Origin of the sequence: Mesorhizobium sp. B2-9-1 (genome assembly GCF_006439455.1) — a bacterium.
Taxonomy (GTDB): domain Bacteria; phylum Pseudomonadota; class Alphaproteobacteria; order Rhizobiales; family Rhizobiaceae; genus Mesorhizobium.
In genome coordinates, this window is sequence record NZ_VFTP01000005.1 from 145,588 (window position 1) to 171,825 (window position 26,238).

Sequence of the window (26,238 nt, forward strand, 5' to 3'; positions counted from 1 at the left end):
TTACCTTACCGATTGCCCTCACCATTCGAGGATCGGCGGACACCCACAGGCACGTGCGACTTTGGGCAAGCGCGATATAGGAGCGAAGGATTTCACAATCAATAAAAATCGTATGCGCAGGTTGTAAAATTTCTGGCATCGAACAATGCTTGCCGCACTGTATCCGGATATCGAACGATGCCAGGAACTCAAGCACCGCTCAACGCCTTCCTCGATCTGCGCCAAATGCCTGTGGCGAATGCGGAATTGGGCCCGCTCGCAGGCCTTCGCCTTGCCGTCAAGGACATCTATGACGTCGCCGGCTACCGCACCGGCTGCGGCAACCCGCAAAAATTCGAGGAGGCGCACGCTGCCTCGAGCACGGCGCAAGCGGTGCAGACGATCCTCGACGCCGGCGCGCGATTCGTCGGCAAGACCCAGACCGACGAGCTGGCTTTCTCGCTGTTCGGCCAGAACGCGCATTTCCCCTACCCGGTCAATCCCGCCGCGCCCGGGCGCGTCACCGGCGGCTCCTCCTCCGGCTCGGCGGCCGCGGTTGCCGGCGGGCTGGCGAACATCGCCACCGGCTCCGACACCGGCGGCTCGATCCGCGCGCCGGCGAGCTTCTGCGGCCTGATCGGACTGCGCACCAGCCATGGCCGCATCCCGCTCGACGGCGCGATGAAGCTGGCATCGAGCTTCGACACGTTCGGCTGGTTCGCCGACGACATCGAGACCTATGAGACGGTCGGCAAGCTGCTGCTTGGCCGCGACCCGCACCAGCACCCGCTCAACCGGCCGCTGTCGATCCGCTGGCTTGACGCCTTCGTCACGGGTCCGGCCGAAGCCGCCGAATATGCGCGCATGAAGGCGCTGGCCGCCGGCGTGATCGGCCAGCCGGTAGAGACCGAATACGCTTTCGCCTCGTTCCCCGACGAGCTTTACTGGTGCTTCCGCCGCCTGCAGGCCTTCGAGGCCTGGCGCGAGCATGGTCCCTGGATTTCGGCCGGCGGCCGGCTCAGCCCGGGCGTCGAGGAGCGTTTCGGCTTCGGCCGCACCATCGACGCCAAGACTGCCGCCACCGAAGCCGCGCGCCGCCTGGCGTTCCGGGCCGAATTCGCGGCGCTGCTCGGCAACAATGGCTTTCTGGTGCTGCCCACCGTTCCCGGCGCGGCGCCGCTCGCTTCAAGCACGCCCGAACAGTTTCAGGCTTATCGCGAAAGGGCGCTGCATCTCCTGTGTCTTTCCGGTCTTTCGGGCTTTCCGCAGATCACCTTGCCGGTCGGCTCCGTCGACGACGCGCCCTTCGGCCTTTCGCTGCTCGGCCCTTCCGGCAGCGACGTTGCCCTGATACGGCTCGGCCGCAGGATTCTCGACGCGGCACGAAAGGTCTGACCATGGACACATTGACGCGCATGCGCGCCTTCATCGACGTGGTCGAGGCGGAAGGCTTTTCGGCCGCGGCGCGCAAGATCGGCCGCTCCAAGGCGCTGTTGTCGAAATATGTGCGCGAGCTGGAGGACGAGCTCGGCGCGCTGCTGCTCAACCGCACCACGCGCCAGTTCTCGCTGACCGAAGCCGGCCACACCTATTATCAGCGCGCCTCCGAGATCGTGCGTGAGGTCGACAGCCTCGCCGAGGCTGTGCGCCAGTCTTCCGGCGACGTTCGCGGCAGGATCAAGCTGTCGGCCGCCCGCACCTTCGCCGATGCGCCGATCGGTCAGTCGCTGGTCGACTTCGCCAGGCAGCACCCCGACATCGTGCTCGACATCCATCTCGACGACCGCTTCGTCGACTTGGTCGAGGAAGGTTTCGACCTTGCCGTGCGCATCTCGCGGCTGGAGAACTCCTCGCTGATCGCCAGGCGGCTGGCGCCGTTCTCGGTCAGGCTTTGCGCGTCGCCGGAGCTGATCGCCAGGCACGGCAAGCCGACACGGCCGCAGGATCTGGCCAACATGCCCTGCATCGTCGACACCAACGGCCGCTCGCTGGCCAACTGGCGCTTCAAGGGCGAAGGCGAAGACTCCATCAGCGTCGCCGTTTCGGGCCCGATCGAGGTCAACAGCCCGATCGTGGCAAGAGCCGCCGCGCTCTCCGGCCTGGGCTTCGCCATGCTGCCGGATTTCGTCGCCGCCCCCGACGTCGCGTCCGGCAAGCTGGTCACCGCGCTCGACGATCGTCTCCTGGCGGGCACCGGCATCTTCGCCGTCTACCCGCACCGCCGCTATCTGCCGGCCAAGGTGAGGGTCCTCGTCGATTTCCTGGTGCAGTGGTTCAAGACGCGCGACGCAGCGTGATAACCCGCGTCCCAATTTCGCCCCCTTTATGTTAACTCTCGGGTCTCACTCCCGAAGTCGATGGAATCGCGGCCCGGAATGCATCTGAAACGGCAAGCAACCATGCTGGCTTCGGTCCTCGCGGCCACATTCGCCTCGGTCGAGCAGGCCGAAGTGCACCCGCATGTCTTCGCCGAGGCTCGCCTCAACGTCATCCTCAGCCAGGATCACCAAAGTGTGACGGCGCTGCGTCACCTTTGGCGCTTCGATGACCTTTTTTCGAGTACGGTGATGATGGAGTTCGACAAGAACTCCGATCTGAAACTTGACGACAAAGAGCTCAAGGAAGTGGCCGACACCGTCCATTCCTCGTTGGCCGAGTTCAACTATTTCCAGCTCGTCACCCAAGACGGCAAGGACGTGCCGATGGTGCCGCCGCCGCATCTGATGGCGAACTTCGACAACGACCAGCTGATCATCCTGTTCGAGTCGCAGCCGAAGACGCCGATCAAGCTCGCCGGCAAAGTCGACATCGGCGTCTACGATCCGACCTTCTATACGGCGATCGACTTCACCGACGACGCCAACCTTGCCGTCGAAGGCCTGCCATCGACCTGCACCAAAAAGGTCATCCGGCCCGATCCTGACGAGGCGATCAAGGAAAACCAGAAGACCCTGACGGAGGCGTTCTTCAACGATCCGACAGGCACCAACATGAGCAAGATCTTCGCCACCAAGCTCGAGTTGAACTGCCCGCCGGAAGGATGATTTGGTGATGAAACCGTCGCTGCGCGCAAGCAGGTTCTGCAAAAGTGTCTCACGGTTTTGCGATCGGAAGCTGCGACAAACAAGGGAATCCAAGCGGATATTCGTGGGGCATCCCACGAAAATCCGCTTAGCGCTCGGCCTCTTGGCCGCCACCCTGGTGATCGCCCATATGCCTGTCGTCGCGCACGCGCAAAGTTCGCTCGGCATCGGCACCAATGACGGCATGGCGCCGACCGCAACGGGTCCGTTCGCCCATATCCTGATGTGGATCAATCTGCGTCAGCAGGAGTTCTACCATTCGCTGGCGGCCGCCATGAAGGCGATGCGCCAGGACGGCAGCAAGCTCTGGCTGCTGATCGGCCTGTCCTTCGCCTATGGCATCTTCCACGCCGCCGGCCCCGGCCATGGCAAGGCGGTGATCTCCTCCTATATGGTCGCCAACGAAGTGGCGTTGAGACGCGGCATCATGCTCTCCTTCGTCTCGGCGATGCTGCAGGGGCTGACGGCGGTGGTCGTCATGATGCTTGCCTATTTCGTGCTGCGCGGCACCGCGATCTCGATGACCGACGCGGCCTGGTTCCTCGAAATCTCGAGCTACGTGCTGGTGACGCTGTTCGGCGCCTGGCTTTTGTGGCGCAAGCTCGGGCCGTCGATCCTGCGCCTGTTCGGCAGGACGCCTGCCTACAGCCTGTCGGCCGCTCATGCCGGTCATTCGCATGGCGGGCATGCAGGGCATTCGCACGCTCATGCGCATGCACTGCACGAGCATGACGATCACGATCACGCCGATCACGACCACGACCACCACGACCATGGCCCAGGCGAAGTCTGCGACGCCTGCGGTCATTCGCATGCGCCGGACCCGGCGATGCTTTCGGGCGACCGCTTCGACTGGCGCACGGCCTGGTCGGCGGTGGCCGCCGTCGGCATCCGCCCCTGCTCCGGCGCACTGATCGTGCTGAGCTTCGCGCTGCTCAACGGCCTGTGGGTCGGCGGACTGCTGTCGGTGCTGGCGATGTCGATCGGCACCGCGATCACCGTCTCGGCGCTGGCGACGATAGCGGTGCTGGCGAAGAACTGGGCCGTCTATTTCGCCGGCGACGGACGCCTCGGCAACCGCATCCATTCGATCGTCGAGATCGGCGGCGCGGCCTTCATCTTCCTGGTCGGCCTGCTGCTGTTGTCGGCCAGCCTGTCTGGCGGCGTCTGATTTAAGGCCGGCTCGCCAAGGTGCGTTGAGATTCAGGTCAGGCCGAGCCGAAAATGGTGGCTTCCGAGAACCGGAGCGGAGCGTACTTAAGTACGTGAGCACCGGAAGCGCAGGAGGCTGCCATTTGCAGGCCGGCCTCACCTGAATATCAATGCACCTTTCCGCCCAGCTCGTCCTCGATATGCGCGCGGATAATTTCGTCGAAACTGCTTTCGGCGGCGAAGCCGAGTTCCCTCGCCCGCCTGGCCTCGAACCGCGTCGGCCAGCCTTTGACAATCGACCAGACGGTCTCGTCGGGCTGCTCGCAGATCCGCTTCGCGACCTCGGCGCCGGCGATGCGCTCCAGCGCCTCGATCTGCTCGCCGACTGTGACGGCGACGCCCGGCATTGTGAGGTTGCGGCGCGGACCAACCCCGTCGCCGTCGATCTCGGCTGCATGGATGAGGAAATTCACCGCCGAACGCGGGCTGGCATGAGTATGCAGCACCGATCGCGGCACCGGCAGGATCGCCTCCTGGCCGGCGAGCGGCTCGCGGATGATGCCTGAGAAGAAGCTCGACGCCGCCTTGTTCGGCTTGCCGGGGCGGACGCAGATCGTCGGCAGCCGGATGCCGATGCCGTCGAAGAAACCGCGCCGCGTATAGTCGGCAAGCAGCGCTTCGCTCATCTGCTTCTGCGTGCCGTAGGAGGTGAGCGGCGTCGGATGGAATTCGTCAGGGATGACATCCGGAAACGGCGCGCCGAACACGGCGATCGACGAGGTGAAGACGAGGCGCGGCGCGAACGCCGCCAGCCGCACGGCGTCGAACAGGGCGCGCGTGCCGTCGAGATTGACGCGGTAGCCGAGGTCGAAATTAGCCTCCGCCTCGCCCGAGACGATGCCCGCCAGATGGAAGATCACATCCGGGCGCGGAGCCACGAGAGCGGACATGGCGCCGGGCGCGGAAAGATCGCCGGTGTGGATCGAAACATCGACGCCGGCGATCTCCGGCGCCGGCGGCGCCGCGATGTCATGCAGGTCGAGCGCCGTGATCTTGCGCCCGCGCAAGGCACCGTCCCTGGCCAGCCGTGCGATAAGCTTGCGGCCCACCATGCCGGCGGCGCCCGTGATCAGAATTCTCATCCTCAGAGACCTTTCTTGCGCTGGCTGCGTCCGCGCAGCCACAGGACGACGAACAACCCCACCATGAAGATGACGGCAATAACGGCTGCCAACACCATCGATACCTTGCCCGCGGCCAGCATGATGACCGGCAGGAAATAGGCTGCGAGGCCGAACAGGAGCAGTATCACGGCCGCGGCGGTCGCCGCGTTGCGGGTGTCACGATCCATCAGCTGGCGGTCTTCGGTTCGAGGCTGTTCGGGTTCATCATCACGCCGCGATCAGTGATAGTGCCGGCGATCGCGCGGCGCATCATGCGCATGGTCGTGATTATGATGGTGGTCGTGCTCGTCATGGCTGTCCGCGCATTGGCCGAATTCGGGTTCGACAGTGGCATGCTCGATGCCATGCTCGGCCGCAAGCCGTTTCTTGATGGCGCTCACCGCGGCATGCGCATCGACGCCGTCGTTCAGGCAAGCATGCAGCGTCGCCATGTTGCTGGTCCCGTCGAGCGACCAGACATGCATATGGTGCACCTCGCGCACGCCCTTGACCGCGCCTTCGATGTCCTTGGCGATCAGGTCGCGATCGAGGCTGGCCGGCACGCCTTCGAGCAGGACGTGGGCCGCCTGGCGCATCAGCGACCATGCCGTCGACAGAATGAGCAGCGACACCAGCACCGACAGGATCGGATCGATGGGCGTCCAGCCGGTTGCCAGGATGATGAGGGCTGCCGCGATTGCCGCGGCCGAGCCAAGCAGGTCGCCCAGCACATGCAGGATGGCGCCGCGCATGTTGAGGCTTTCCCGATCGCCGCCATGCAGCACGAAGAAGGAGGCGATGTTGACCAGAAGGCCTGCCACCGCCACCACCAGCATCGGCCCGCCAAGCACCGGCGCCGGATTCATCAGCCGCCCCCAGGCCTCGTAGACGATCCAGAGCGCGACGACGAAGATGGCGATGCCATTGGTGTAGGCGATCAGCGTCTTCACCCGGGCGAAGCCATAGGTGAGACGGCCGGTGGCCGGACGGCCCGTCAGGTGGAAGGCATACCAGGCAAGACCGAGCGCGATGGCGTCGGCCAACATGTGCCCGGCATCGGCGACCAGCGCCAGCGATCCGGTCAGCCAGCCGCCCAGTGCCTCGGCGACCATGAAGCCCGCGGTCAGGCAGGTCGCGATCAGCACCCGTTTCTTGTCGGTCGAGCCATGCACATGGCTGTGACCGGCCGGGCCATGATCGTGCGAAGCGTGGTCATGCGCCATCGCTGAACTCCTGTCACGCGCCGAAATCAGCGCGGAAATCCTCGAGCCGCCGCCTCTGGCCGCCTGCTCCGTCGAAATTCGCCGGATCGAGCCAGCCCTCATAGGCTTTGCGCAAGGCCGGCCATTCCTTGTCGATGATCGAATACCATGCCGTGTCGCGGCTTTCACCCTTGACCACAAGGTGTTGTCGGAAGATGCCTTCGAACTTGAAGCCGAAGCGCTCGGCGGCGCGCTTCGATGGTTCGTTACGGTTGTTGCACTTCCACTCGTAACGGCGGTAGCCGAGATCGTCGAAGAGATATTTCGCAAACAGGAACTGCGCCTCGGTCGCGGCCGGCTTGCGCGAGATCAGCGGACCCCAATAGATGTTGCCGATTTCGCCGACGCCGTTATTGGCGTCGATGCGCATCAGCGTCTGACGCCCGGCGATCTTGCCGCTCGCTCTGTCGATGACGGTGAAGAACAGCGGGTCCTCGCTCGCTTCGGCCTTGTCCAGCCAGGGCTGGAAGGCCGCGCGGGTCTCCGGCGGATAGTCCGGCAGCCAGGCGAAACGTCCGCCGGCGTCGGGCACCGACGACGCTTCGTAAAGACCATCGCCATGCCTTGCCGCGCTCAGCGGCTCGAGCCTGACCGTGCGTCCCTCGATCGGCTTTCGTTCCGGCCGCGGGCGCGGCTGCCAATTCTTCAGATCTTCCGACACGGCCACTCCAATCCGTTTGACTTTTGCTGGCGGACGGTCACAAAAACGCTCGCTCACAGAAAGAACCACAGGGACGGGAAAAATGCTCCACACGATCGCGGCCTTCGACCGTCTCGGCGAGGAAAATGCCTTCGCGGTGCTGGCGAGGGCTACCGCGCTTGCCCATCAGGGTCGCGATATCGTCAATCTCGGCATCGGCCAGCCCGACTTCAAGACGCCGCAGCACATTGTCGAGGCGGCGATCAAGGCGCTGCGCGACGGCCACCATGGCTACACGCCGGCAAACGGCCTCTTGGCCACTCGCGAGGCGGTTGTGCGCCGCACTCTGACCACCACCGGCGTCGAGGTGTCGCCCGAGAACGTGATGATCCTGCCCGGCGGCAAGCCGACCATGTTCGCCGCGATCCTGATGTTCGGCGAGGCCGGCACCGAGATCCTCTACCCCGATCCCGGCTTTCCGATCTACCGCTCGATGATCGAGTTCACCGGCGCGACGCCGGTGCCGGTGCCGATCCGCGAGGAAAACGGCTTTGCCTTCTCGGCCGACGAGACGCTGGCGCTGATCACGCCCAGGACCAGGCTGCTGATCCTCAACTCGCCCGCCAATCCGACCGGCGGCGTCACCCCGCGGGCCGAGATCGAGAAGCTGGTCAAGGGCCTGGAGAAGCACCCTGGGGTCGCGATCATGTCCGACGAGATTTATGACGTCATGACCTATGATGGCGAGACCCACTGCTCGCTACTCAACTTCCCCGAGATCCGCGACCGGCTGATCGTGCTCAACGGCTGGTCGAAGACCTGGGCGATGACCGGCTGGCGCATGGGCTGGTCGATCTGGCCGAACGGCGACAAGGGTGCGCATCTCTACGACAAGGTTCGCAAGCTGGCGGTGAACTGCTGGTCCTGCGTCAACGCGCCGAGCCAGTATGCCGGCATCGCCGCGATCGACGGCCCGCAGGACGACGTCGAAAAGATGATGCGCGCCTTCGACAACCGCAGGAAGATCGTGGTCGAAGGGCTGAACGCGCTGCCGGGCATTTCCTGCATCACGCCGAAGGGCGCCTTCTATGCCTTCCCCAATGTCTCGAAGACCGGCTGGAAGGCCAAGAAGCTTGCCTCGGCGCTACTCGAGGATGCCGGCGTGGCGCTCATCGGCGGCCCCGATTTCGGCGTGCTCGGCGAAGGCTATATCCGGCTTTCCTACGCCAATTCCGAGGAGAACATCCTGCGCGCGCTGGAGCGGATCGAGGCGTTTTTGGCAAAGTGAGCTCGGTTCCCTCGGTCGGCGATGTTCCCCTCTGGTGAGTGGCTCGCCCCGAGCCACCATTATTGCATCCTTGCGGCCGGCCGGAATCCGCCGGCATGGTCTTTGCAAACATCGTCACCGCATGATGACCGGGCGCAGGCAGGTGTTTGATCCAGCGCAAGGTGCCGGACTGCCCCACGTCGTAGGATTACGCATGCAACGTCAGGACAGACCCCATGCGCAAAGGCTTGATGAAATCGGCGGCCGCAATCAGCGGCGTCTTGGCCCTTGTCCCCGGGGCCGCGTGTGCACAGGCATTGGATGCCGACAGATATGCCTATGGTCCTGGGATGATGTGGTGGGGCGGAGGTTGGGCGATGATTTTCGGTCCGTTGTTCATGATCCTCTTTTTCGTCGTCCTTGTGGGTGCCGTCACCCGCTGGCAGCGGGGGCCGGGCGCGGTGCCACCCCATCAGACGTCGCCGGGTCGCACGCCTCTCGACATTCTCAAGGAGCGCTTTGCGCGCGGCGAGATCGACAAGAACGAGTTCGAGGAACGCCGCCGAGTGCTCGGCGACTAAAGCAATTCCAGGAAAAGTGTGAGCGGTTAGGCCCGGCGCCGCCGGCTCATCCGCGCCCGACAAACGGCATCTTCGTCGCCATCACGGTCATGAACAGCACATTGGCGTCGAGCGGCAGGCTGGCCATATGCAGCACCGCGTCGGCGACGCGCTGCACATCCATCACCGCTTCGGCGGCGATCGAGCCATTGGCCTGCGGCACGCCCACCGTCATCGGCTGCGCCATCTCGGTCAGCGCATTGCCGATGTCGATCTGGCCGCAGGCGATGTCGAAGGGCCGGCCGTCGAGCGCCAGCGTCCTGGTGAGCCCGGTGATCGCGTGCTTGGTCGCCGTATAGGGCGCGGAGCCCGGGCGCGGCGCATAGGCCGACACCGAGCCGTTGTTGATGATGCGGCCGCCCATCGGCTTCTGCCGACGCATGGCGCCGAAGGCTGCGCGAGCGCACAGGAACGATCCCGTCAGGTTGACGCCGACGACATCGTTCCAGACTTCGACCGGGATCTCGTCGATCAGTGTCGACTTGTAGCCCATGCCGGCATTGTTGAAGAGCAGGTCGACGCGGCCGAAGCCTTCGAGCACGGTCTCGAACATGTCGTCGACTTCCTCGGCCTTGCTGATGTCGCAGGAGATGGCCAATGCCTTGGCCTGCGTCTTGCCCGCATCGGCGATCGCCTCTTCCAGCAGCGTCTTGCGGCGGCCGCAGAACACCGTGTTCCAGCCTGCCTTGAGCAGCGCCGTCGCGACGCTCTTGCCGATGCCGGTGCCGGCGCCGGTAACGATGGCGGTCTTCTCTGCTATGGCTGTCATCGCCGTCCTCCGGTCATGGATGGAAAGACGTGGCATCGCAAATGGCAGGGATGATGGCAAGCCGCTGTTGGCAACAAAGAAAAGGCCAACAAAAAGGGCGGCCATTGGCGACCGCCCCGATCTGAACCGCGCTTGGGAGGAGGAAAAGCCGGTCCGACTGATTAGAATGATGCGCTTGCTGGGTTAACGGAAGATTAACGACCGGCAAGGCGTCCCCGAAGGACGTTTACCAAGCCGAATCACCACGGTGAATTGGGCGCCGTTCCGGCCGGCACCTTGGCCGCCGAAACCGTCGCCTCGACATGATCGACCAGGGCGTCCGGCAGGCCGAGGCGGCCGGCGAGCAGGTCGAGATAACCGCGCTCGGTGCGCGTGTCGGGATCGATGGTAAGCCGCGAGGCGGTGTAGAGCTCGAGCTTCTGCGCATCGGTCTTGGCGCCGGCGACCAGCGTGTCGAGATCGAGCGGGCTTTCGAGCTCGGCAAGCAGGAACTTTTCCGCTTCGGCGCCGATGCCCGCGAGCTTGAGCTTGTCGGCGATCTTCTTGCGCTCGTCATCATCGACATGGCCGTCGGCCTTCGCCGCCGAGATCATCGCCCTGACCAGCGTCAGCGTGAACTCGGCCTCGCCCTGCGGCGCCTGCGAGGGGTGGAAGGCCGTGTCGGCCGGCGGTGGTAACAGTTCCGGCTCGCCGGCGGCCGGCGCCGGCTCCTTGCCGGCCTTGTAGTTCTGATAAGCCTTGTAGGCGAGGCCTCCGATCGCAGCCAGGCCGCCGAGCTTGACGGCCGCGCCCGTCACCTGCCGGCCAGTGCCGGTGCCGAGCAGCACGGCTGCCAGCGCGCCGGCGGCGAGCGGATTGTCCTTCGCCATCTGCACCGCCTGCCCCGCCTTGTCGCGGACAGTCGAGCCGGTCCCGGGGATTTGCGAGCCGAGAAGGTCGTCGAGCAGCTTCTTGGGATCGAGCATCAATGCCTCCAGAATGGGCCCGGCCGAACGCGCCCGGGCAGGGTTTCGGACCGGCAAGAGGTAGGCCCCGTGCATCGACATTACAATGACGGGGGCAGCTTTTCGCTCGCAGAACTGGCCGCTCTAATTGCCGATATGGCGCTTGCCGCCGCGCGCTTGCGCCAGCTCGACCTGGCGGTGGCGTTCGGCATAGCGCTCGCGATCCTCGTCGGAGCGCGCTTCAAAGCAATGCGGGCATGAGACGCCGATTGCGTATTTCGGCGACAGCCGGTCCTCGACCGTCAGCGGATGCCGGCAAGCCCGGCAGAGCTCCGCCTCCCCCTCGACCAGACCATGCGAGACGGAGACCCGCTCGTCGAACACGAAACATTCGCCTTGCCAGAGGCTCTCTTCGGCCGGCACGTCCTCCAGATATTTCAGGATGCCGCCCTTGAGATGGAAGACGTCTTTGAGGCCGAGCGACTTCACATAGGCCGTCGCCTTCTCGCAGCGAATGCCGCCGGTGCAGAACATCGCCACCTTGCGGCCTTCGAGCTCTCCACGATGCTGCTCGACCCAGGCGGGGAACTCGCGGAAGCTGGTGGTCTTGGGATCGACCGCGCCCTGGAAAGTGCCGAGCGAGACTTCGTAGGCGTTGCGCGTATCGACGACGAGCGTGCCGGCATCCGATATCAGCGCGTTCCAGTCGGCCGGCGCGACATAGGTGCCGGCGCGCGCCGCCGGATCGATGTCCTCGACGCCCATGGTGACGATCTCGCGCTTCAGCCGCACCTTCATGCGGTGGAACGGCATTTCGGCGGCGGCGCTGTATTTGATTTCGAGACCGGCAAGGCCTTCGACGGCTTGCAGATGGTCGATCAGCGCGGCAACCGCGTCCTCGCTGCCGGCAACGGTGCCGTTGATGCCTTCATGCGCCAGAAGCAGCGTGCCCTTGATGCCGCGCCCGCAGCAGAATGCGGCAAGCGGCGCTCGAAGGGCCTCGTATCCGTCGAGCCGCGCGAATTTATAGAGCGCGGCGACGCGGACTGGCTGAATTTCCATGGCTGTTGTCATGGTCATGCCACTAGACCGTGGTGAAAGCGGTTTCAAGGCGGAGGAGGCTCAAAAGCCGTCGGCGATCCGCTGCGCGGCATCGCGACACGCTGGGCCTTCGTGGACTTGGCAAATGCCTTCTGCTAATCGGTTTAAAATGATCGAGATGGAGACCAGCACATGACCAGCAAGACCGAAAAGCTCCTGTCGCTTCTCAACGGTCAACCGGTCATCCCGGTGCTGAAGATCGCCAATGTCGCGGACGCGGTGCCGCTCGCCCGCGCTTTGTCGCGCGGTGGCCTGCCGGCGATCGAGATCACGCTGCGGACCGCCGATGCGCTGGAAGCGATCCGCCGTGTGGCCGCCGAGGTCGAGGAAGCCTTGGTCGGCGCCGGCACCATTCTAGACGCGAAGCAGTTCGACGAAGCAGCCCGCGCCGGTTCGAAATTCATCGTCAGCCCTGGCATTACCGGCCAGCTTCTCGACGCGGCCAAGGACAGCCCCGTGCCGCTGCTGCCCGGCGCCATCACGCCCGGCGAGATCATGGCCGCGCGCGAAGCAGGCCTGCGCTTTCTGAAATTCTTCCCGGCCGAGCAGTCCGGCGGCATCGCTTCGCTGAAGGCTTTCGCCTCGCCTCTGGCGGACGTGAAATTCTGCCCGACCGGCGGCATCACCGCCAGGAATGCCGCCGACTATCTGAGCCTGCCCAACGTCATCTGCGTCGGCGGCTCCTGGGTCGCGCCCGACGATCTCATCAGGGCCGGCAAGTGGGACGAGATCGAAGCACTCGCGCGCGAGGCGAGCAAGCTCGCCAATTAATCCGCCGGATCACCAGGGCAACGGGCCGTTCTCGTCGAAATAGCCGCCCGTCGGTCCGCCGGCCTCCAGCGTCGCCAGCCGCACGATGATCTCGGCCGCCTGCTGGACAGTGCGGTGCCCCCTGCCCCCGTTCAGGTCTGTCGCAGTGTAACCGGGAGCAGCGGCGTTGACCGCTATGCCGCGCGGCGAAAGTTCCCTGGCGAAGGCCACCGTGACGGCATTGAGCGCCGTCTTCGAGCTGCCATAACTCATGAGATTGGGCGACTGGCTGTCGCCGGACGCGCGCGCGATCGAGCCCATATAGCTGCTGACCATGACGACCCGGGCTGCGGGCGTTGCCAGGAGCAGCGGCAGAAACGCCTGTGTGACCCGAACCGGGCCGAAGACGTTGACGTCATAGGTGGCTTTCATGTCATCGACACTCTCGCGGCTCGGCGGCCGCTCATAGCGGCCGTCCGGGCCGAGCGCCTCGACATAGCCGGGTGCAAAGCCTGCATTGTTGACCAGCACCTCCAAGGCAGGCGCCCGCGCCGCGACTGTCTTGACCGCGGCCGCCACGCTATCGTTGCTGGTAACGTCGAGTTCGAGCCACTCGACGTCGAACCCTTCGCCGCGCAGTGCCTGCGCCGCGGCCTCGCCGCGCTCGGCGTCGCGAGCACCGAGCCACACCTTGAATCCCATGGCGGCCAGCCGCTTGGCGGTCTCGAGCCCGATACCTTTGTTGGCGCCGGTCACCAGCGCGTTCTTTTGCGTCGTCATTCCAGGTCTCCTTCTTGGCGACCTAGACATGGCATCAACCGACCTGCTTCGCGCGCCGGATCCTCGCGTCCTCTTGCCTAATCCTCTCAGGTGCGCGTCTTCGCGTCACCAGGTGCGCGTCTTCGCGTCACCAAGGTGCCGCGTCACATGGTTGCGCGGTCTGCATGGATCGCACATGCTGCAGCGATGAACGAAACGCTGCACGAATTGATCGTGATCGCCGGCCGCCATGCGCGCGGACGGCGGACGAAGACCGCTATCCCGCGCGTTACGATCGGCCGCAGCGAAGTCCCGACGCCGCCGCTGCCCGAGCTCTGTCAGCCGACCACGCTCTTTGTCCTGCAGGGAACCAAAACGGTGCTGATCGGCGACCGCACGCTTGCCTACGGCGCCGGCAGCTATTTCGTCTACGCGGTCGAGACACCCGCCACCAGCCAGTTGCTCGAGGCGAGCGTCGCGCAGCCTTATATGGCCGTCGCATTGTCACTCAACACCGAGCTGATCGCAGGCCTGCTCATCGACCACAAGCCGGCGATCGATGGCGATAGCTTCGTGACCAATCAAGTCGATGACTTGCTGCTCGACGCGTGGCGCCGGATGCTGCGGCTGCTCGACACGCAGGCCGAGATTCCTGTTCTGGCGCCGATGCTCGAACGCGAGATCGCGTTCCGGCTTTTGCAAGGCCCGCAGGGCGAAAAGCTGCGCCAGCTCGCGCGCGCCGACGGCCGCCTTTCGCAAATCCGCCGCGCCACCGCCTGGATCCGGGCGCATTACAACGAGCCTATCGATGTGACGCAACTGGCCGAGCTGTCACATATGAGCAATGCCGCCTTTCATCGCCATTTCAAGGCGGCGACGGCGATGAGCCCGATCCAGTATCAGAAGCAGCTTCGTCTATTGGAGGCGCGCCATCTGCTGATCGCCAAACCGGGCAGCGCGGCGCTTGTCGCCTTCACCGTCGGATACGAAAGCGCCTCCCAGTTCAGCCGCGAATATGCGCGTCAGTTTGGATTGCCGCCCGCGCGCGACGCCGCGCGACTTCTGGCCAAGGGCGAAGCGGCTGCGCTGGAAGTCGACTGAGCATGAAAGACCCGGCCGGCTTGCACCGACCGGGATTAGGACCTGGATGCAATCAGTGGCCGCGTTGGGTCTGGCAGGATCGCTATTTCGTCTGGAAGCGCGCGACCGAGAGGAACTTCACCGCGTTGCCCGTGAACCGGCTTGCGTCCGGCACCCCGCCATCCGCCTGGAAGCCGGCCGTATACACTTCGCTCGGCGGCGTATGCACGATGTTGTAGGCATAGCGCGGCGCTGTCGTCGGGTCGGATACCGTGGCAATGTTGACGCCGCTGCCCAACGCCCAGCGCGCGGCTTGCGGCGGCGTCGCCACCACCATGGCCTTGGGCCCGGGCTTCAGATCGTGGGCAGACGCCCTGGCTTCCTTGGCCGTCGTCTTCACGCCGGCGCCAATCGCCTGCGCCGGATCGCTCCCGGCCGGGAGCGCGGCAATGACCTGGCGCGGCGAGGCCGCATCGACGCCCGACGGATCGTTGAACGCGGAGCGCGGCTCCCGCTCGGTCAGCGACGCAAGCTGGTATTCGGCGCCGCCGACGCCATCGGCCTCGACAGTGGCATTGGCCTGTTCGAGAACGGCTTTGATCTCGTCCTGCTTGCCGGGCTGCGGCCGCGCGGTCGGCAGCACGGAGAACGCGTCGGTCGCGCTCTTGTCCTGCGAAGCGGTTTCGGCCAGCGCCAGAAGCACGTTCTTGTCCTTCGGCACCAGTTCGGCCAGCGTCGAGCGGTCGGGACGCCAGGTCGGCAGCGGGATGTTGTTGACCGCTACCTGCGCCGGGTCGGCGCTCGCGGCCTCAGCGGCACTGGCCGTGCCGAACGGAACCTTGCCGGGCACGGGCGCCTGCGCCGTCGAAACCGCCTGCTCGGTCGTCGCCGAGGCATCCGCCATGGCGAACGGCACGTTCTGCGGCGTCTGCTGGCCGACATCGACCTTCGGACGCGGCGCGAAGTCGGGCAACGGGATTTCCTTGGGCGGCAGGGCGGCGATGATCGTCTCCGGCGTATCCTGCTGCGGCTGCTGCTGCTCGTCGGCGCTGTCATCCGCGATCTGCGGGATGCTGGCGCGCTTGGCATCCTTCGGCGAGACAATCGCGATGCCCGGAAGATTGCTGTCGCGTGCCGTGGCGGCGCTCGCGACCTGAACCTGCTTCACGGCTTTCCGCTGGGGCGCCGGGGCACTTTCGTCGGCGGCGTCGTCGGCCTCGTCGGCACCGCCGCCGAACAAGGCCGCAAGCAGGCCGCCGGAGCGCTTGGTAGAGCCGCCGGCGCTGGCCAGTTCGATGTTCGGGGTGCCGGCTCCCTTGCGGGCCTGGTACGCTGCCACCGCTTGCTCATAGCCGGGCAGCGGGCGTCCGTCGCTCGGCACATGCAGCGTTTTGCCGTTGGGGAACAGGCTGACCAGTTCCTGGCGGCTGATGCCCGGCCAATGGCGCACGTTGCCGACGTCCATATGCACGAAGGGCGAACCGGAAGTCGGGTAATAGCCAACGCCGCCGCCCTGCATCTTAAGGCCGATGTTGCGTAGTTTCTTCAATGGCACGCCGGGAATGTAGAAATCCATCGCCTTGCCCAGCATGTGCTGGCTCTTCTCGGCGACGCCGCGGCTGCGCGAGCGCAGCAGCGCGTTGGTCGACGGCGAGCGATAGCCGCAGACGACCTGGATATAGTCGGTCGCGCCGCTTTCGCGATAGGCTTCCCAGACGAGGTCGAGCAGCCGCGGGTCCATCTTGGTCGGCTCGTTGCGGCGCCAGTCGCGCAGGATGATGTTGATCTTGCGCAGGCCTTCGGGATCGTAGCGGCCATTGCGCTTGTAGACGATCTCGGCCTTCTCGTGGGTGTGCAGGTGATAAAGCTTGAGCGTACGAACCTCGGCCCGGGCGCCCGATGTCGCCGCGGACAGAAAACCGACGGCCAAAATCACGAACGTCAGCCACCTCGGCCAGACGCTCATGTGAAAATGCCGCCCGTTTTTATGTCGTTCGACTTCGTTCAAATCAAAAGGCCTTGCAGGCTGCCGTTTGTCCCCGGATTTGACCAAACGGATGCGTGGTTTTCACATCCGAATATCGATCCTAATGGTTAATCATCGTTTATTGAAGCCGAAATGCGGTAACACCGTGGCGATATCCCGTCAAAAATGATGCACAGCATTTCGTGGTAAACCGCTGGTTTATATCAACAATCCGGCCTCGCTCAGAACACGATCTGTTACCGTTAGCGTTAATGCGTGATCCTCGGCAACGCCAACCGCTGAAAACCAAGCGTTTTCAGGTCAAAAGCGACAATTTGACTCGGATTTTAGGCAGGCAAGCTGGTTCGAGCCTTGCCTGTCACGAGGCAAGCCGGTCGACGCGACCAGCTTCGGGATCAATGCCATATTCCTTCAACTTGCGGTAGAGCGTCGAGCGGCCGATGCCCAACCGGCGGGCGACTTCGCTCATCTGGCCGTTGTAATGGTCGATCGCAAGTTTGATCATCTCGAGTTCGACGTCGGCCAGCGCCCGCACATTGCCGCGCTCATCGAGCGCGCGAAGCGTTCCGAAACGCGGCTGCGGCCTGGCTGACGCCTCGCCGTCGGACAAGGCAAGCCCCGTCGTGTCGGCAACCTCATCCCCATGCAGCGTCGCATCCGCAACCGTATCGGTGATGGCGGACCCCGGTTCCGCCTCGAGATTGACCGTTCCTTCCACCTGCGCCCGGATCTGCGGGAATTCCTCCTCTGTCAGCACGTCGCCCTCGGCAAGCACCGACGCCCTGAAGACTGCATTTTCCAGCTGGCGGATGTTGCCCGGCCAGTCATAGGCCTGGAGCATCGCAAGCGCCGTGGCAGATATGCCGGCAAGGCGGCGGCGCGGATCGGTCGGAGCGACCTTTTCCATGAAATGCCGGACCAGGTAGGGAATGTCGTCGCGTCGGTCGCGCAGCGGCGGCACGAAGATCGGGTAGACGTTCAGCCGGTAGAAGAGGTCCTCGCGGAACTTGCCGTCCTTGACCTGCTGCAGAAGGTTGCGATGCGTGGCCGAGATCAGCCTTATATCGACCTTGACGGTCGAGCGGCCGCCGACAGGATCGACCTCGCCTTCCTGCACGGCGCGCAAAAGCTTGACCTGGACGTCGAGCGGCAGGTCGCCGATCTCGTCGAGGAACAGCGTGCCCGAATGCGCCTCGACGAATTTGCCGGTGTGCTTTTCGGAGGCGCCGGTGAACGAGCCCTTCTCATGGCCGAACAGGATCGATTCGACCAGATTGTCGGGGATAGCGCCGCAATTGACCGTGACGAAGGGCTTTGAGCGGCGGTCGCCGCTGCCCTGGATGGCGCGCGCCACCAGTTCCTTGCCGACGCCGGATTCGCCCTCGATCAGGATCGGGATGTTGGAGGCCGCCGCCTTCTGCCCGAGGCGTATCACACGGTCCATTGCCGGGCTGCGCGTGATCATGTCCTTGAAGGTGAGATGGCCGCCGCCGCGCCGTCGCGACGCACGCTTCATCTCGTCCTCGACGGCTTCCACCTTGAGCGCGTTGGAGATCGCGGTCTGCAGCCTGTCGGGCGACGCCGGCTTGACGACGAAGTCGAAGGCGCCGTGCCGCATCGCCGAGACGACGGTTTCGATGCCGCCCTGGGCGGTCTGCACGATGACGGGAATGTTGATGGCGCGCTCGCGCATCGCCTTCAGCACGCCGATGCCGTCGAGACCGGGCATGACGAGATCGAGAATGACGACGGAGACCTCGGGCGCGTTCGGCCCGTCGAGCACGTCGAGGCCGGCGGCGCCGCTGTCCGTGACGATCGCGGTGTGGCCGAACTTGGTCAACGCGGCCTCGACCAGCCTGCGCTGTACCGGATCGTCATCGACTATGAGTATGGAACCTGTCATGACTGTTTGAGTTGTCCGCCCGAGAAAATCCCATGGATCATCTTGGCACAGGGTTCTAAATAAGGTTTCAAAAAACCCGGTGAACGAATTCCTTAGGATTTGACCGGCTTCTCCTTTCCCTTTGATTCTGGCTCTTGGCTCAAAGAAGGTATCGTCGATGCGCATGATGTTTGGTCGGCGGCTTGCGGCCCCAGCGTCCGGCCAGGGCGCGGCGGAGCTTGGCGACCTGCCGGAGTGGAATCTCGCCGATCTCTATTCGGGCATGGAAGCGCCCGAGTTGAAGCGCGACATCGCCAAGGCGGCCAGCGACGCCATCACCTTCGAAGCCCGCTGGAAGGGCACTTTGGCGACCGAGGCCGGGCGCGGTGGAGCCGGCCGGCTCGGCGAGGCGCTTAAGACCTATGAGGCGCTCGAGGAACTGATCGGCCGCATCGTCTCCTATGCGGGGCTCGTCTATGCCGGCAACACCGCCGATCCGCAGCGCGCCAAGCTCTATGGCGATGTCCAGGAAAAGATGACGGATGCCAGCGCCCATCTCCTGTTCTTCGCGCTCGAGCTGAACCTGATCGACGATGCGGCGATCGAGAACGCCTTGGCCGCCGACAAGGCCTTCGGCCACTACCGGCCTTGGGTGCTCGACCTCAGGAAGGACAAGCCCTACCAGCTCGAGGATCGCGTCGAGCAGTTGTTCCACGAAAAGTCGGTCACCGGGCGGGGCGCCTGGAACCGCCTGTTCGACGAGACGATGACCGACCTGCGCTTCGACGTCGACGGCGAGGAGCTGACGCTCGAGCCGGCGCTGAACCGACTGCAGGATGCCAATGGCGAGGTGCGCCGCCGTGCATCCGAGGCGCTCGCGGCGACCTTCCGCAAGAACCTGCGCACCTTCACCCTCATCACCAATACCTTAGCCAAGGACAAGGAAATCTCCGACCGCTGGCGCGGCTTCCAGGATATCGCCGACTCGCGCCATCTCGCCAACCGCGTCGAGCGCGAGGTTGTCGACGCGCTGGCCGCGGCCGTGCGCGAGGCCTATCCGCGGCTGTCGCACCGCTACTACGCGATGAAGGCGCGCTGGCTCGGCATGGAAGTGATGAACCACTGGGACCGCAACGCGCCGCTGCCGGAGACGCCGCAGGCGGTGATCCGCTGGGACGACGCCAGGGACACGGTGCTTTCCGCCTATCAACGCTTCTCGCCCGACATGGCCGAAATCGCCCGTGGCTTTTTCGATCGCAGATGGATCGACGCGCCGGTGCGGCCGGGCAAGTCGCCCGGCGCCTTCGCGCATCCGACGGTGCCGTCGGCCCATCCTTATGTGCTGCTGAATTATATGGGCAAGCCGCGCGATGTGATGACGCTGGCGCATGAGCTCGGCCATGGCGTGCACCAGGTGCTGGCCGCGGGCCAGGGCGCGCTGATGGCCTCGACGCCGCTGACGCTGGCCGAGACCGCCTCCGTCTTCGGCGAGATGCTGACTTTCCGTTCGCTGCTCGAGCAGACCGCCGACCGCCGCGAGCGCAAGGCCATGCTCGCCCAGAAGGTCGAGGACATGATCAACACGGTCGTGCGCCAGATCGCCTTCTACGAGTTCGAGCGCAAGGTGCATGCCGAGCGCAAGAACGGCGAGCTGACCTCGGACAGGCTCGGCGAATTCTGGCTGGAGGTGCAGGCCGAGAGCCTGGGGCCGGCGATCAAGCTGCGCGAGGGCTACGAGGTCTTCTGGACCTACATCCCGCACTTCATCCACTCCCCTTTCTACGTCTATGCGTATGCCTTCGGCGATTGCCTGGTGAATTCGCTATACGCCGTCTACCAGAATGCCGAGCGCGGATTTCAGGAGAAGTATTTCGAGATGCTGCGCGCCGGCGGCACGAAGCATCATTCCGAGCTTCTGGCGCCCTTCGGCCTCGACGCCACCGATCCCGCTTTCTGGCAGATCGGCCTTGGCGTGATCGGTTCGCTGATCGACGAATTGGAGACGCTCGACAATTGACGACAGCAACGGCGCAGGGATCGACCGTAATAGTTTAGCCGGAACGCATATTAGCAGGATCTATTCTTACCCTAAATAGCTGTTCTTGAATAACTCTCCGGCGCATTTTTCAACTAGCTTTCGACAAGCCATATGATAGCGTCCGGCCTCAAGCTCAGCCGGACGCATCGCGCAGGCCAGAGATGGCTGGCCGCGCCGCCACGGCGAATGCGATGACGGCCGTCGGCTTCGGACAAGGCCAACGCCGATGGCTCGATTGAAGCCGGCGATTGCGCCGATCACGGAACCTTTGACGATCCCTGGCGTGAGCTCGCCTTTCCGGGCCTCGGCCGACAGATCGAACTGGAGAGGGAAATGAGCACTTTCTTTTACATGCTCCTGGCGTTCGTTGTGGGTGTCCTGGTCGGCTGGTTCATCTGGGGCCGTCTGCGCGGCGAGCTCGACAGCCTGCGTGGCGATCTCGACCGCACGCGAGGCGAGCGCGACAGGCTGCGCGCCGATAGCGATCGGTTGAAGGGCGAGCTCGACGCCAGCGGCCGTGCCCGCGCCGATCTCGAAAGCCGGCTGCGCGATACGCCTTCCGCCAAGGCCGGCGCCGACAAGGCCGCCACGCCGGCGCCGGCGGCGCTGATGTCGACGACGTCGGCGACGGCAAAGGCCAGGCCCACAAAGCCCGCCACTGCAAAGAAGCCGGCCGCAATGAAGACTGCAGCGGCACCGAAGCCGGCGGCCAAGGCCGCCGCGCCGAAGAAGGCGGCAGCGCCCGCGGCAAAGAAAGCGGCAGCGCCGCAGGCCAAGTCCGGCAAGGCAGACAATCTGCGCCGCCTCATCGGCATCGGTCCGGTCAATGAAAGGCTGCTCAAAGGCCAGGGCGTCACCACCTACGCCCAGATCGCCGCCTGGACCGCCGCCGACGTCAAACGCATCGAGGAGGTGCTCAATTTCGACGGCCGCATCGCGCGCGAAAAATGGATCGAGCAGGCCAAGCTTCTCGCCGCCGGCGATGAAGCGGAGTTTGCCCGGCAGTTCCCAACAGCTGGAACCGCAAATAACACCTGAACATCGAGCCGGCATGGCAAACGCCGTCGATTGGCCAGAGACACCGCCACTTCGTCATCCTATGGCGTAGCAAGGAGCGAAGCGACGCAGCGCAGACCATAGGATCCATTCCGTGAAGTCGAGGCGTTGCCACGCTGCAGAATTCTGCTCCGCAGCACCCACGGTTAAAGTCGCGGAATGGATCCTCGGGTCTGCGCGTCCGCTTCGCTTCCGCTCCGCCCGTGGATGACGAAGTTCGGGCGTTTCGCCAATCCTGCAAAATCGGTTACCGAAAAGCTTCGGCGCCAACGGGACGCCTTTGCGCCGCTCGACGCCGCTCTCTCGATTGCGCCTCGGTGAGCCCCCATATAGAGCGGTCGACGGCGCTTTTGTCCGCATCCGAGGCTCATGTCCCTGCCCGCAGCCATTTTCCGCAACGACGCGACCGCTCGTCAGCTGGTCTTCGATCGGCCGGATGAGATCATCGTCGCGCACGAGGCTGAAGAGTTCGGGCCTGCGCTTGAAAGGGCCCAGGCCGCCTCCGACTCCGGCAAATGGCTGGCGGGCTATCTCTCCTACGAAGCAGGTTACCTGCTCGAGCCGAAACTGGTGCCGCTGCTGCCTGAAGGCCGCCGCGCGCCGTTGGTCTGTCTTGGCGTCTTCGATGCGCCGGACGAGCAGGAGATCCCGCAGTCACGGGCGTCAGCAAGCAACGGCCCGATCTTCGATGCCCGCGCAGCCTGGTCCGCCGACGACTATGCAAGCCGCTTCGCGCGCCTCCACAACCACATCCGCAAGGGCGATTGCTACCAGGGCAACCTCACCTTCCCGGTCCGTGCGCAGTGGTCCGGCGATCCGCTTGCGGCCTTCGACGCGCTGACGGAACGCCAGCCGGTGAAATACGGCGCGCTGGTCTCGCTCGGCGACCCGATCGTCCTGTCGCGCTCGCCAGAACTGTTCTTCGAAATCGATGCCGACGGCATGATAGAGACGCACCCGATGAAGGGCACCGCGCCACGCGGCGCGACCAAGGCCGAGGACGCACGGCTGAAGGCCTTCCTGCGCAACGACGAGAAGAACCAGGCCGAGAACCGGATGATCGTCGACCTTTTGCGCAACGACATCTCGCTGATCAGCGAAGTCGGCACGCTCGACGTGCCGGAATTGTTCCGCATCGAGACCTATCCGACGGTGCACCAGATGGTCAGCCGCGTGCGGGCGCGGCTTTTGCCCGACATCGGCATCCGCCAGGTCTTCGCCGCGCTCTTTCCCTGCGGCTCGATCACCGGTGCGCCGAAGATCCGCGCCATGGAAATCCTGCACGACCTGGAAGACGCACCGCGAGACGTCTATTGCGGCGCCATCGGCTGGATCGCGCCGGACGGCAGGATGCGTTTTTCGGTGGCGATCCGCACCATCTCGCTCTTTGCCGACGGCGAGGCCGTCTACAATGTCGGCGGCGGCGTCGTCTTCGATTCGACCGCCGAGGAGGAGTATCGTGAGTGTCTGTTGAAAGCCCGCTTCGCGACGGGAACGGTGCCGGCTTCGAGCTGATCGAGACCATGCGCTGGGAGCCTGGCTCGGGCTTCCTGCGCTTCGAGCGCCACCTTGCGAGGCTTTATGCGTCCGCCGCCGAACTCGGCTTCGTCTGCGATCCTGAACGGATCGGTGAAGTGATTTCGAACACCGTCGGCGGGAACAAGCTTGCCTTGCGCGTGCGCCTTGCCTTGCAGCGCAATGGCGAAGCGACGGTCGCGGCTCAAGTCTATGAACCGGTGCCCGCCGACAAGGTCTGGCGGCTACAGCTGGCGCGAACACGGATCGATTCGGCCAACATGCTGCTGCGCCACAAGACAAGCCTGCGCCAGGTCTACACGCAGGCGCGCGCCGAATATCTCGCCACCCGCGCCGACGAAGTGCTTTTGGCCAACGAGCGCGGCGAGCTCTGCGAGGGCACGATCACCAATCTCTTCGCCGACTTCGGCGACGGCCCGCTTGCCACGCCCCGCCTCGATTGCGGCCTTTTGCCTGGAATATTGCGCGGCGCGCTTCTGGACGAAGGCCGCGCCGTGGAAGCGATCTACAGCTTCGACGACCTGAAGGCGGCGAAGGCGATCTTCGTCGGCAACTCGCTGCGCGGGCTGATCCCGGCGCGGCTTGGCTGACCGCGCCGGAGACATAAATGGATAGCACCCAAACAGGCATGACCGTTCGCCACCCGATCCACACGCCCTATGACGGGTCCTCGAAGCTCTTCACTATCGGGCTGAAGCCGCTCGACTTCGACCGCTGGATCGAGGTCGATGAATTGCTGCTGCCGCATCTGGCCGAGAAGCAACGGCTTTACACGGAAATCCCGGAAAAGGTCTTTGTCGAGGAAGACGGCACCCGGGACGCTCAGCGCGAAGTGCTGGACCTGCTCGTCGCGCATCTCGAAGCCGCGCATCCCGGCACGCACCGCCGCAGCGGAGTGGACGTCGAGCCGATCGGTTTCGAGACGGCAAGCGACAGGCTGCCTCCTGCCCTGCGCGAGGCGCCGCTGGCTAAGACTTCGCTGCTCGTCCAGGAAGATCTGATCCTGATGCGTCGCGACGAGCGCGGCTGGCGGCTCGCCGCCGGCTCGCTCTGCTTCCCTTCGTCCTGGTCGCTGCAGGAGAAATTCGGCAAGCCGCTGCAGGAGATCCACGAGCCGGTGCCTGGATTCGGACCCGGCACGCGGCCGGCCGAGCTCATCAACCGTATGTTCGACGGCCTGCAGGGCCAGGCGGTCGAGCGCTTCAACTGGTCGATCCAGGCCGGCGATGCGCTCTATCATCCGCTCTCCAATGTCGAGCGCACCGACCGCGCCACGAACCGCCCGAGCCGCTTCGCAGACGGCGATGTCGACGCCCACGCCTTCATCCGCGTCGAACGCCAGACGTTGCGCAAGCTTCCCTTGTCGCGCGACATCCTCTTCACCATCCGCATCCATCTCGATCCACTCAAGCTGCTCATCCGCCATCCTGACCGGGCAGCCCTCGCCGTCTCCTTCGCGGAGCAGCTCCTGGCCCTCGACCAGCAACAACTTGACTATAAGGGTCTGACCGCGGACCGGGACCGGCTGGTCGAATTCCTCAGCGGCATGGCCTGCACGCCTTAACCAAGGTGCCAGCCTGGCCTGGCCGGCGGTTGGTGCTTTTCGCTGGTTTATGACAATGATCTGTGGTGTAGCGCTTGGCCGTCGGGCAAAGGGCCCCGGTTTTGCGCGTGTTTGAAGGAGTGTGCGAAAAAATGGCGAACGAAAACTGGCCCGTTTACGGTGAAATAACCGGCCCTGTCGTGATGATCGGCTTCGGCTCGATCGGACGGGGAACGCTGCCGCTGATCGAGCGCCATTTCAAGTTCGACAAGTCGCGCATGACGGTCATCGACCCGCGCGACACCGACCGCAAGTTGCTCGACGAGCGCGGCATCGCCTTCATGCAGGACGCGGTGACCGAGAAGAATTACAAGAAGCTGCTGACGCCACTTCTGACCAATGGCGGCGGCCAGGGCTTTTGCGTCAACCTGTCGGTCGACACCGGCTCGGTGGACCTGATGAAATTATGCCGCAAGCTCGGCGTGCTCTACATCGACACCGTCGTCGAGCCGTGGCTCGGCTTCTATTTCGACGCCGAGGCCGACAACGCCAGCCGCACCAACTACGCGCTGCGCGAGGCGATGATCAAGGAAAAGCAGGACAAGCCCGGCGGCCCGACGGCGGTCTCCACCTGCGGCGCCAATCCCGGCATGGTCTCGTGGTTCGTCAAGAAGGCGCTGGTCAACCTCGCCACCGATCTTGGTCTCGAGTTTTCGGAGCCCGCGCAGGAAGACCGCGAGGCCTGGGCCAGGCTTATGAAGAAGGCCGGCGTCAAGGGCATCCATATCGCCGAGCGCGACACCCAGCGCACCAAGAAGCCGAAGCCGATGAACGTGTTCTGGAACACCTGGTCGGTCGAAGGTTTTATCTCGGAGGGCCTGCAGCCGGCCGAGCTCGGCTGGGGCACGCATGAAAACTGGATGCCGAAGAACGGCAAGAAGCACAAGCACGGCTCCAAGGCCGCAATCTTTCTGGAACAGCCCGGCGCCAACACGCGCGTGCGCAGCTGGTGCCCGACGCCCGGCCCGCAATACGGCCTGCTGGTGACGCATAACGAGTCGATCTCGATCGCCGACTTCTTCACCGTGCGCTCGAAGAAGGGCAAGGTCCAATACCGCCCGACCTGCCACTACGCCTACCATCCCTGCAACGACGCCTTGCTGTCGCTGGACGAGATGTTCGGCGCCGCCGGCAAGCCGCAGCCGGTTCACCACGTGCTCGACGAGAACGAGCTGGTCGACGGCGTCGACGAGCTCGGCGTGCTGCTCTACGGCCATGACAAGAACGCCTATTGGTACGGCTCGCAGCTGTCGCTGGCCGAGGCGCGCAAGCTCGCCCCGTACCAGAACGCCACCGGCCTGCAGGTCACCTCGGCGGTGCTCGCCGGCATGGTCTGGGCGCTGGAGAACCCGACTGCCGGCATCGTCGAGGCCGACGAGATGAACTACCGGCGCTGCCTCGACGTGCAGTCGCCCTACCTCGGCCCGGTCAGGGGCTACTACACCGACTGGACGCCGCTGGACAATCGGCCGGGCCTCTTCCCGGAGGACCTGGACAAGGACGACCCGTGGCAGTTCCGCAACATCCTGGTCCGATAGCAGCCGGACCTGCCGGAGCAATTCGAGCA

At 64.7% G+C, this 26,238-nt stretch carries 24 protein-coding genes; 14 read left to right on the plus strand and 10 right to left on the minus strand.

The genetic code is table 11. From position 1 onward, the window contains the following. Positions 1-177 precede the first annotated feature (177 nt). From FJW05_RS12755 to FJW05_RS12770, 4 genes are all read left to right on the plus strand, one after another. The gene (locus tag FJW05_RS12755; RefSeq protein WP_140632354.1) at positions 178-1,374 is read left to right on the plus strand and encodes an amidase; all 1,197 of its coding nucleotides are present in this window, start codon (positions 178-180) and stop codon (positions 1,372-1,374) included. A gap of 2 nt (positions 1,375-1,376) precedes the next feature. Then, positions 1,377-2,276 carry a LysR family transcriptional regulator gene (locus tag FJW05_RS12760; protein WP_140632356.1) on the plus strand — a complete coding sequence of 300 codons (900 nt, stop codon included), beginning with the start codon at positions 1,377-1,379 and terminating at the stop codon, positions 2,274-2,276. Between the two features lie 78 nt (positions 2,277-2,354). Then, entirely contained in the window at positions 2,355-3,023 is a 669-nt protein-coding gene (locus FJW05_RS12765; protein WP_140632359.1) for a DUF1007 family protein, read from the plus strand. A 103-nt stretch (positions 3,024-3,126) separates the two neighbouring features. Beyond that, positions 3,127-4,233 (plus strand): nickel/cobalt transporter, encoded by a 1,107-nt coding sequence (locus FJW05_RS12770; RefSeq protein ID WP_140632361.1) that lies wholly within the window; start codon positions 3,127-3,129, stop codon positions 4,231-4,233. Positions 4,234-4,381: 148 nt separating this feature from the next. Here FJW05_RS12770 and denD read toward each other — a convergent pair whose 3' ends face one another. The 4 genes from denD to FJW05_RS12790 are packed head-to-tail and all read right to left on the minus strand — an operon-like array spanning position 4,382 to position 7,300. Then, on the minus strand, positions 4,382-5,356 hold the full coding sequence (denD, locus tag FJW05_RS12775) for a D-erythronate dehydrogenase (protein ID WP_140632364.1): 975 nt from the start codon (positions 5,354-5,356) through the stop codon (positions 4,382-4,384). A gap of 2 nt (positions 5,357-5,358) precedes the next feature. After that, positions 5,359-5,565: a hypothetical protein gene (locus FJW05_RS12780; RefSeq protein ID WP_140632366.1), complete on the minus strand. Its 207-nt coding sequence runs from the start codon at positions 5,563-5,565 to the stop codon at positions 5,359-5,361. 51 nt (positions 5,566-5,616) lie between these two features. Further along, positions 5,617-6,600, minus strand: coding sequence for a cation diffusion facilitator family transporter (locus FJW05_RS12785; RefSeq protein WP_140632369.1), 984 nt, complete (start codon positions 6,598-6,600; stop codon positions 5,617-5,619). Between the two features lie 13 nt (positions 6,601-6,613). Beyond that, entirely contained in the window at positions 6,614-7,300 is a 687-nt protein-coding gene (locus FJW05_RS12790) for a GNAT family protein (RefSeq protein WP_140632372.1), read from the minus strand. A gap of 82 nt (positions 7,301-7,382) precedes the next feature. Between FJW05_RS12790 and FJW05_RS12795 the strand changes: the two genes are divergently transcribed. After that, positions 7,383-8,567 carry a pyridoxal phosphate-dependent aminotransferase gene (locus FJW05_RS12795; protein ID WP_140632374.1) on the plus strand — a complete coding sequence of 395 codons (1,185 nt, stop codon included), beginning with the start codon at positions 7,383-7,385 and terminating at the stop codon, positions 8,565-8,567. Between the two features lie 215 nt (positions 8,568-8,782). After that, the gene (locus FJW05_RS12800) at positions 8,783-9,127 is read left to right on the plus strand and encodes an SHOCT domain-containing protein (RefSeq protein ID WP_210239094.1); all 345 of its coding nucleotides are present in this window, start codon (positions 8,783-8,785) and stop codon (positions 9,125-9,127) included. Between the two features lie 46 nt (positions 9,128-9,173). Here FJW05_RS12800 and FJW05_RS12805 read toward each other — a convergent pair whose 3' ends face one another. From FJW05_RS12805 to FJW05_RS12815, 3 genes are all read right to left on the minus strand, one after another. Further along, positions 9,174-9,935 carry an SDR family oxidoreductase gene (locus tag FJW05_RS12805; protein WP_140632377.1) on the minus strand — a complete coding sequence of 254 codons (762 nt, stop codon included), beginning with the start codon at positions 9,933-9,935 and terminating at the stop codon, positions 9,174-9,176. A gap of 239 nt (positions 9,936-10,174) precedes the next feature. Then, a complete protein-coding gene (locus tag FJW05_RS12810) occupies positions 10,175-10,900 on the minus strand; it encodes a tellurite resistance TerB family protein (protein WP_140632380.1) in 726 nt (241 codons plus the stop codon). A gap of 123 nt (positions 10,901-11,023) precedes the next feature. Then, positions 11,024-11,941 carry a rhodanese-related sulfurtransferase gene (locus tag FJW05_RS12815; RefSeq protein ID WP_140632382.1) on the minus strand — a complete coding sequence of 306 codons (918 nt, stop codon included), beginning with the start codon at positions 11,939-11,941 and terminating at the stop codon, positions 11,024-11,026. Between the two features lie 171 nt (positions 11,942-12,112). On the opposite strand from FJW05_RS12815, the gene FJW05_RS12820 reads away from it, so the two are divergent. Continuing rightward, entirely contained in the window at positions 12,113-12,751 is a 639-nt protein-coding gene (locus FJW05_RS12820; RefSeq protein ID WP_140542829.1) for a 2-dehydro-3-deoxy-phosphogluconate aldolase, read from the plus strand. Positions 12,752-12,760: 9 nt separating this feature from the next. Here the strand turns inward: FJW05_RS12820 and FJW05_RS12825 are convergent, their stop codons facing one another. Beyond that, the gene (locus tag FJW05_RS12825; protein WP_140632385.1) at positions 12,761-13,510 is read right to left on the minus strand and encodes an SDR family oxidoreductase; all 750 of its coding nucleotides are present in this window, start codon (positions 13,508-13,510) and stop codon (positions 12,761-12,763) included. Between the two features lie 186 nt (positions 13,511-13,696). Between FJW05_RS12825 and FJW05_RS12830 the strand changes: the two genes are divergently transcribed. Further along, positions 13,697-14,590, plus strand: coding sequence for an AraC family transcriptional regulator (locus FJW05_RS12830; RefSeq protein WP_140632388.1), 894 nt, complete (start codon positions 13,697-13,699; stop codon positions 14,588-14,590). An 82-nt stretch (positions 14,591-14,672) separates the two neighbouring features. Here FJW05_RS12830 and FJW05_RS12835 read toward each other — a convergent pair whose 3' ends face one another. Continuing rightward, positions 14,673-16,535 carry a DUF882 domain-containing protein gene (locus tag FJW05_RS12835; RefSeq protein ID WP_140632391.1) on the minus strand — a complete coding sequence of 621 codons (1,863 nt, stop codon included), beginning with the start codon at positions 16,533-16,535 and terminating at the stop codon, positions 14,673-14,675. Positions 16,536-16,914: 379 nt separating this feature from the next. Beyond that, entirely contained in the window at positions 16,915-18,459 is a 1,545-nt protein-coding gene (locus FJW05_RS12840) for a sigma-54 dependent transcriptional regulator (RefSeq protein ID WP_140632394.1), read from the minus strand. A gap of 157 nt (positions 18,460-18,616) precedes the next feature. Here FJW05_RS12840 and FJW05_RS12845 point away from each other — a divergent pair, with 157 nt between their 5' ends. The 6 genes from FJW05_RS12845 (at position 18,617) to FJW05_RS12870 (ending at position 26,209) form a co-directional block, all read left to right on the plus strand. Next, positions 18,617-20,455, plus strand: coding sequence for a M3 family oligoendopeptidase (locus FJW05_RS12845; RefSeq protein ID WP_181164929.1), 1,839 nt, complete (start codon positions 18,617-18,619; stop codon positions 20,453-20,455). A 354-nt stretch (positions 20,456-20,809) separates the two neighbouring features. Beyond that, complete coding sequence (locus FJW05_RS12850) at positions 20,810-21,514, plus strand: proton-conducting membrane transporter (protein ID WP_140632397.1); 705 nt, start codon at positions 20,810-20,812, stop codon at positions 21,512-21,514. Positions 21,515-21,901: 387 nt separating this feature from the next. After that, on the plus strand, positions 21,902-23,047 hold the full coding sequence (locus FJW05_RS12855; protein ID WP_140632400.1) for an aminodeoxychorismate synthase component I: 1,146 nt from the start codon (positions 21,902-21,904) through the stop codon (positions 23,045-23,047). Beyond that, positions 22,996-23,658: an aminotransferase class IV family protein gene (locus FJW05_RS12860; RefSeq protein WP_140632403.1), complete on the plus strand. Its 663-nt coding sequence runs from the start codon at positions 22,996-22,998 to the stop codon at positions 23,656-23,658. The genes FJW05_RS12855 and FJW05_RS12860 overlap by 52 nt, the downstream gene beginning before the upstream one ends. A gap of 17 nt (positions 23,659-23,675) precedes the next feature. Next, a complete protein-coding gene (locus FJW05_RS12865; protein ID WP_140632406.1) occupies positions 23,676-24,632 on the plus strand; it encodes a DUF3445 domain-containing protein in 957 nt (318 codons plus the stop codon). 131 nt (positions 24,633-24,763) lie between these two features. After that, positions 24,764-26,209, plus strand: coding sequence for a homospermidine synthase (locus FJW05_RS12870; protein ID WP_140632407.1), 1,446 nt, complete (start codon positions 24,764-24,766; stop codon positions 26,207-26,209). The last annotated feature ends 29 nt before the right edge of the window (positions 26,210-26,238 follow it).

Coding starts and splice junctions, on each gene's coding strand:
- FJW05_RS12755 (WP_140632354.1), top strand. CDS start 178: ATGCCAGGAACTCAAGCACCGCTCAACGCCTTCCTCGATCTGCGCCAA.
- FJW05_RS12760 (WP_140632356.1), top strand. CDS start 1,377: ATGGACACATTGACGCGCATGCGCGCCTTCATCGACGTGGTCGAGGCG.
- FJW05_RS12765 (WP_140632359.1), top strand. CDS start 2,355: ATGCATCTGAAACGGCAAGCAACCATGCTGGCTTCGGTCCTCGCGGCC.
- denD (WP_140632364.1), bottom strand. CDS start 5,356: ATGAGAATTCTGATCACGGGCGCCGCCGGCATGGTGGGCCGCAAGCTT.
- FJW05_RS12780 (WP_140632366.1), bottom strand. CDS start 5,565: ATGGATCGTGACACCCGCAACGCGGCGACCGCCGCGGCCGTGATACTG.
- FJW05_RS12785 (WP_140632369.1), bottom strand. CDS start 6,600: ATGGCGCATGACCACGCTTCGCACGATCATGGCCCGGCCGGTCACAGC.
- FJW05_RS12795 (WP_140632374.1), top strand. CDS start 7,383: ATGCTCCACACGATCGCGGCCTTCGACCGTCTCGGCGAGGAAAATGCC.
- FJW05_RS12800 (WP_210239094.1), top strand. CDS start 8,783: ATGCGCAAAGGCTTGATGAAATCGGCGGCCGCAATCAGCGGCGTCTTG.
- FJW05_RS12805 (WP_140632377.1), bottom strand. CDS start 9,935: ATGACAGCCATAGCAGAGAAGACCGCCATCGTTACCGGCGCCGGCACC.
- FJW05_RS12810 (WP_140632380.1), bottom strand. CDS start 10,900: ATGCTCGATCCCAAGAAGCTGCTCGACGACCTTCTCGGCTCGCAAATC.
- FJW05_RS12815 (WP_140632382.1), bottom strand. CDS start 11,941: ATGGAAATTCAGCCAGTCCGCGTCGCCGCGCTCTATAAATTCGCGCGG.
- FJW05_RS12820 (WP_140542829.1), top strand. CDS start 12,113: ATGACCAGCAAGACCGAAAAGCTCCTGTCGCTTCTCAACGGTCAACCG.
- FJW05_RS12825 (WP_140632385.1), bottom strand. CDS start 13,510: ATGACGACGCAAAAGAACGCGCTGGTGACCGGCGCCAACAAAGGTATC.
- FJW05_RS12830 (WP_140632388.1), top strand. CDS start 13,697: ATGAACGAAACGCTGCACGAATTGATCGTGATCGCCGGCCGCCATGCG.
- FJW05_RS12835 (WP_140632391.1), bottom strand. CDS start 16,535: ATGAGCGTCTGGCCGAGGTGGCTGACGTTCGTGATTTTGGCCGTCGGT.
- FJW05_RS12840 (WP_140632394.1), bottom strand. CDS start 18,459: ATGACAGGTTCCATACTCATAGTCGATGACGATCCGGTACAGCGCAGG.
- FJW05_RS12845 (WP_181164929.1), top strand. CDS start 18,617: ATGCGCATGATGTTTGGTCGGCGGCTTGCGGCCCCAGCGTCCGGCCAG.
- FJW05_RS12850 (WP_140632397.1), top strand. CDS start 20,810: ATGAGCACTTTCTTTTACATGCTCCTGGCGTTCGTTGTGGGTGTCCTG.
- FJW05_RS12855 (WP_140632400.1), top strand. CDS start 21,902: ATGTCCCTGCCCGCAGCCATTTTCCGCAACGACGCGACCGCTCGTCAG.
- FJW05_RS12865 (WP_140632406.1), top strand. CDS start 23,676: ATGGATAGCACCCAAACAGGCATGACCGTTCGCCACCCGATCCACACG.
- FJW05_RS12870 (WP_140632407.1), top strand. CDS start 24,764: ATGGCGAACGAAAACTGGCCCGTTTACGGTGAAATAACCGGCCCTGTC.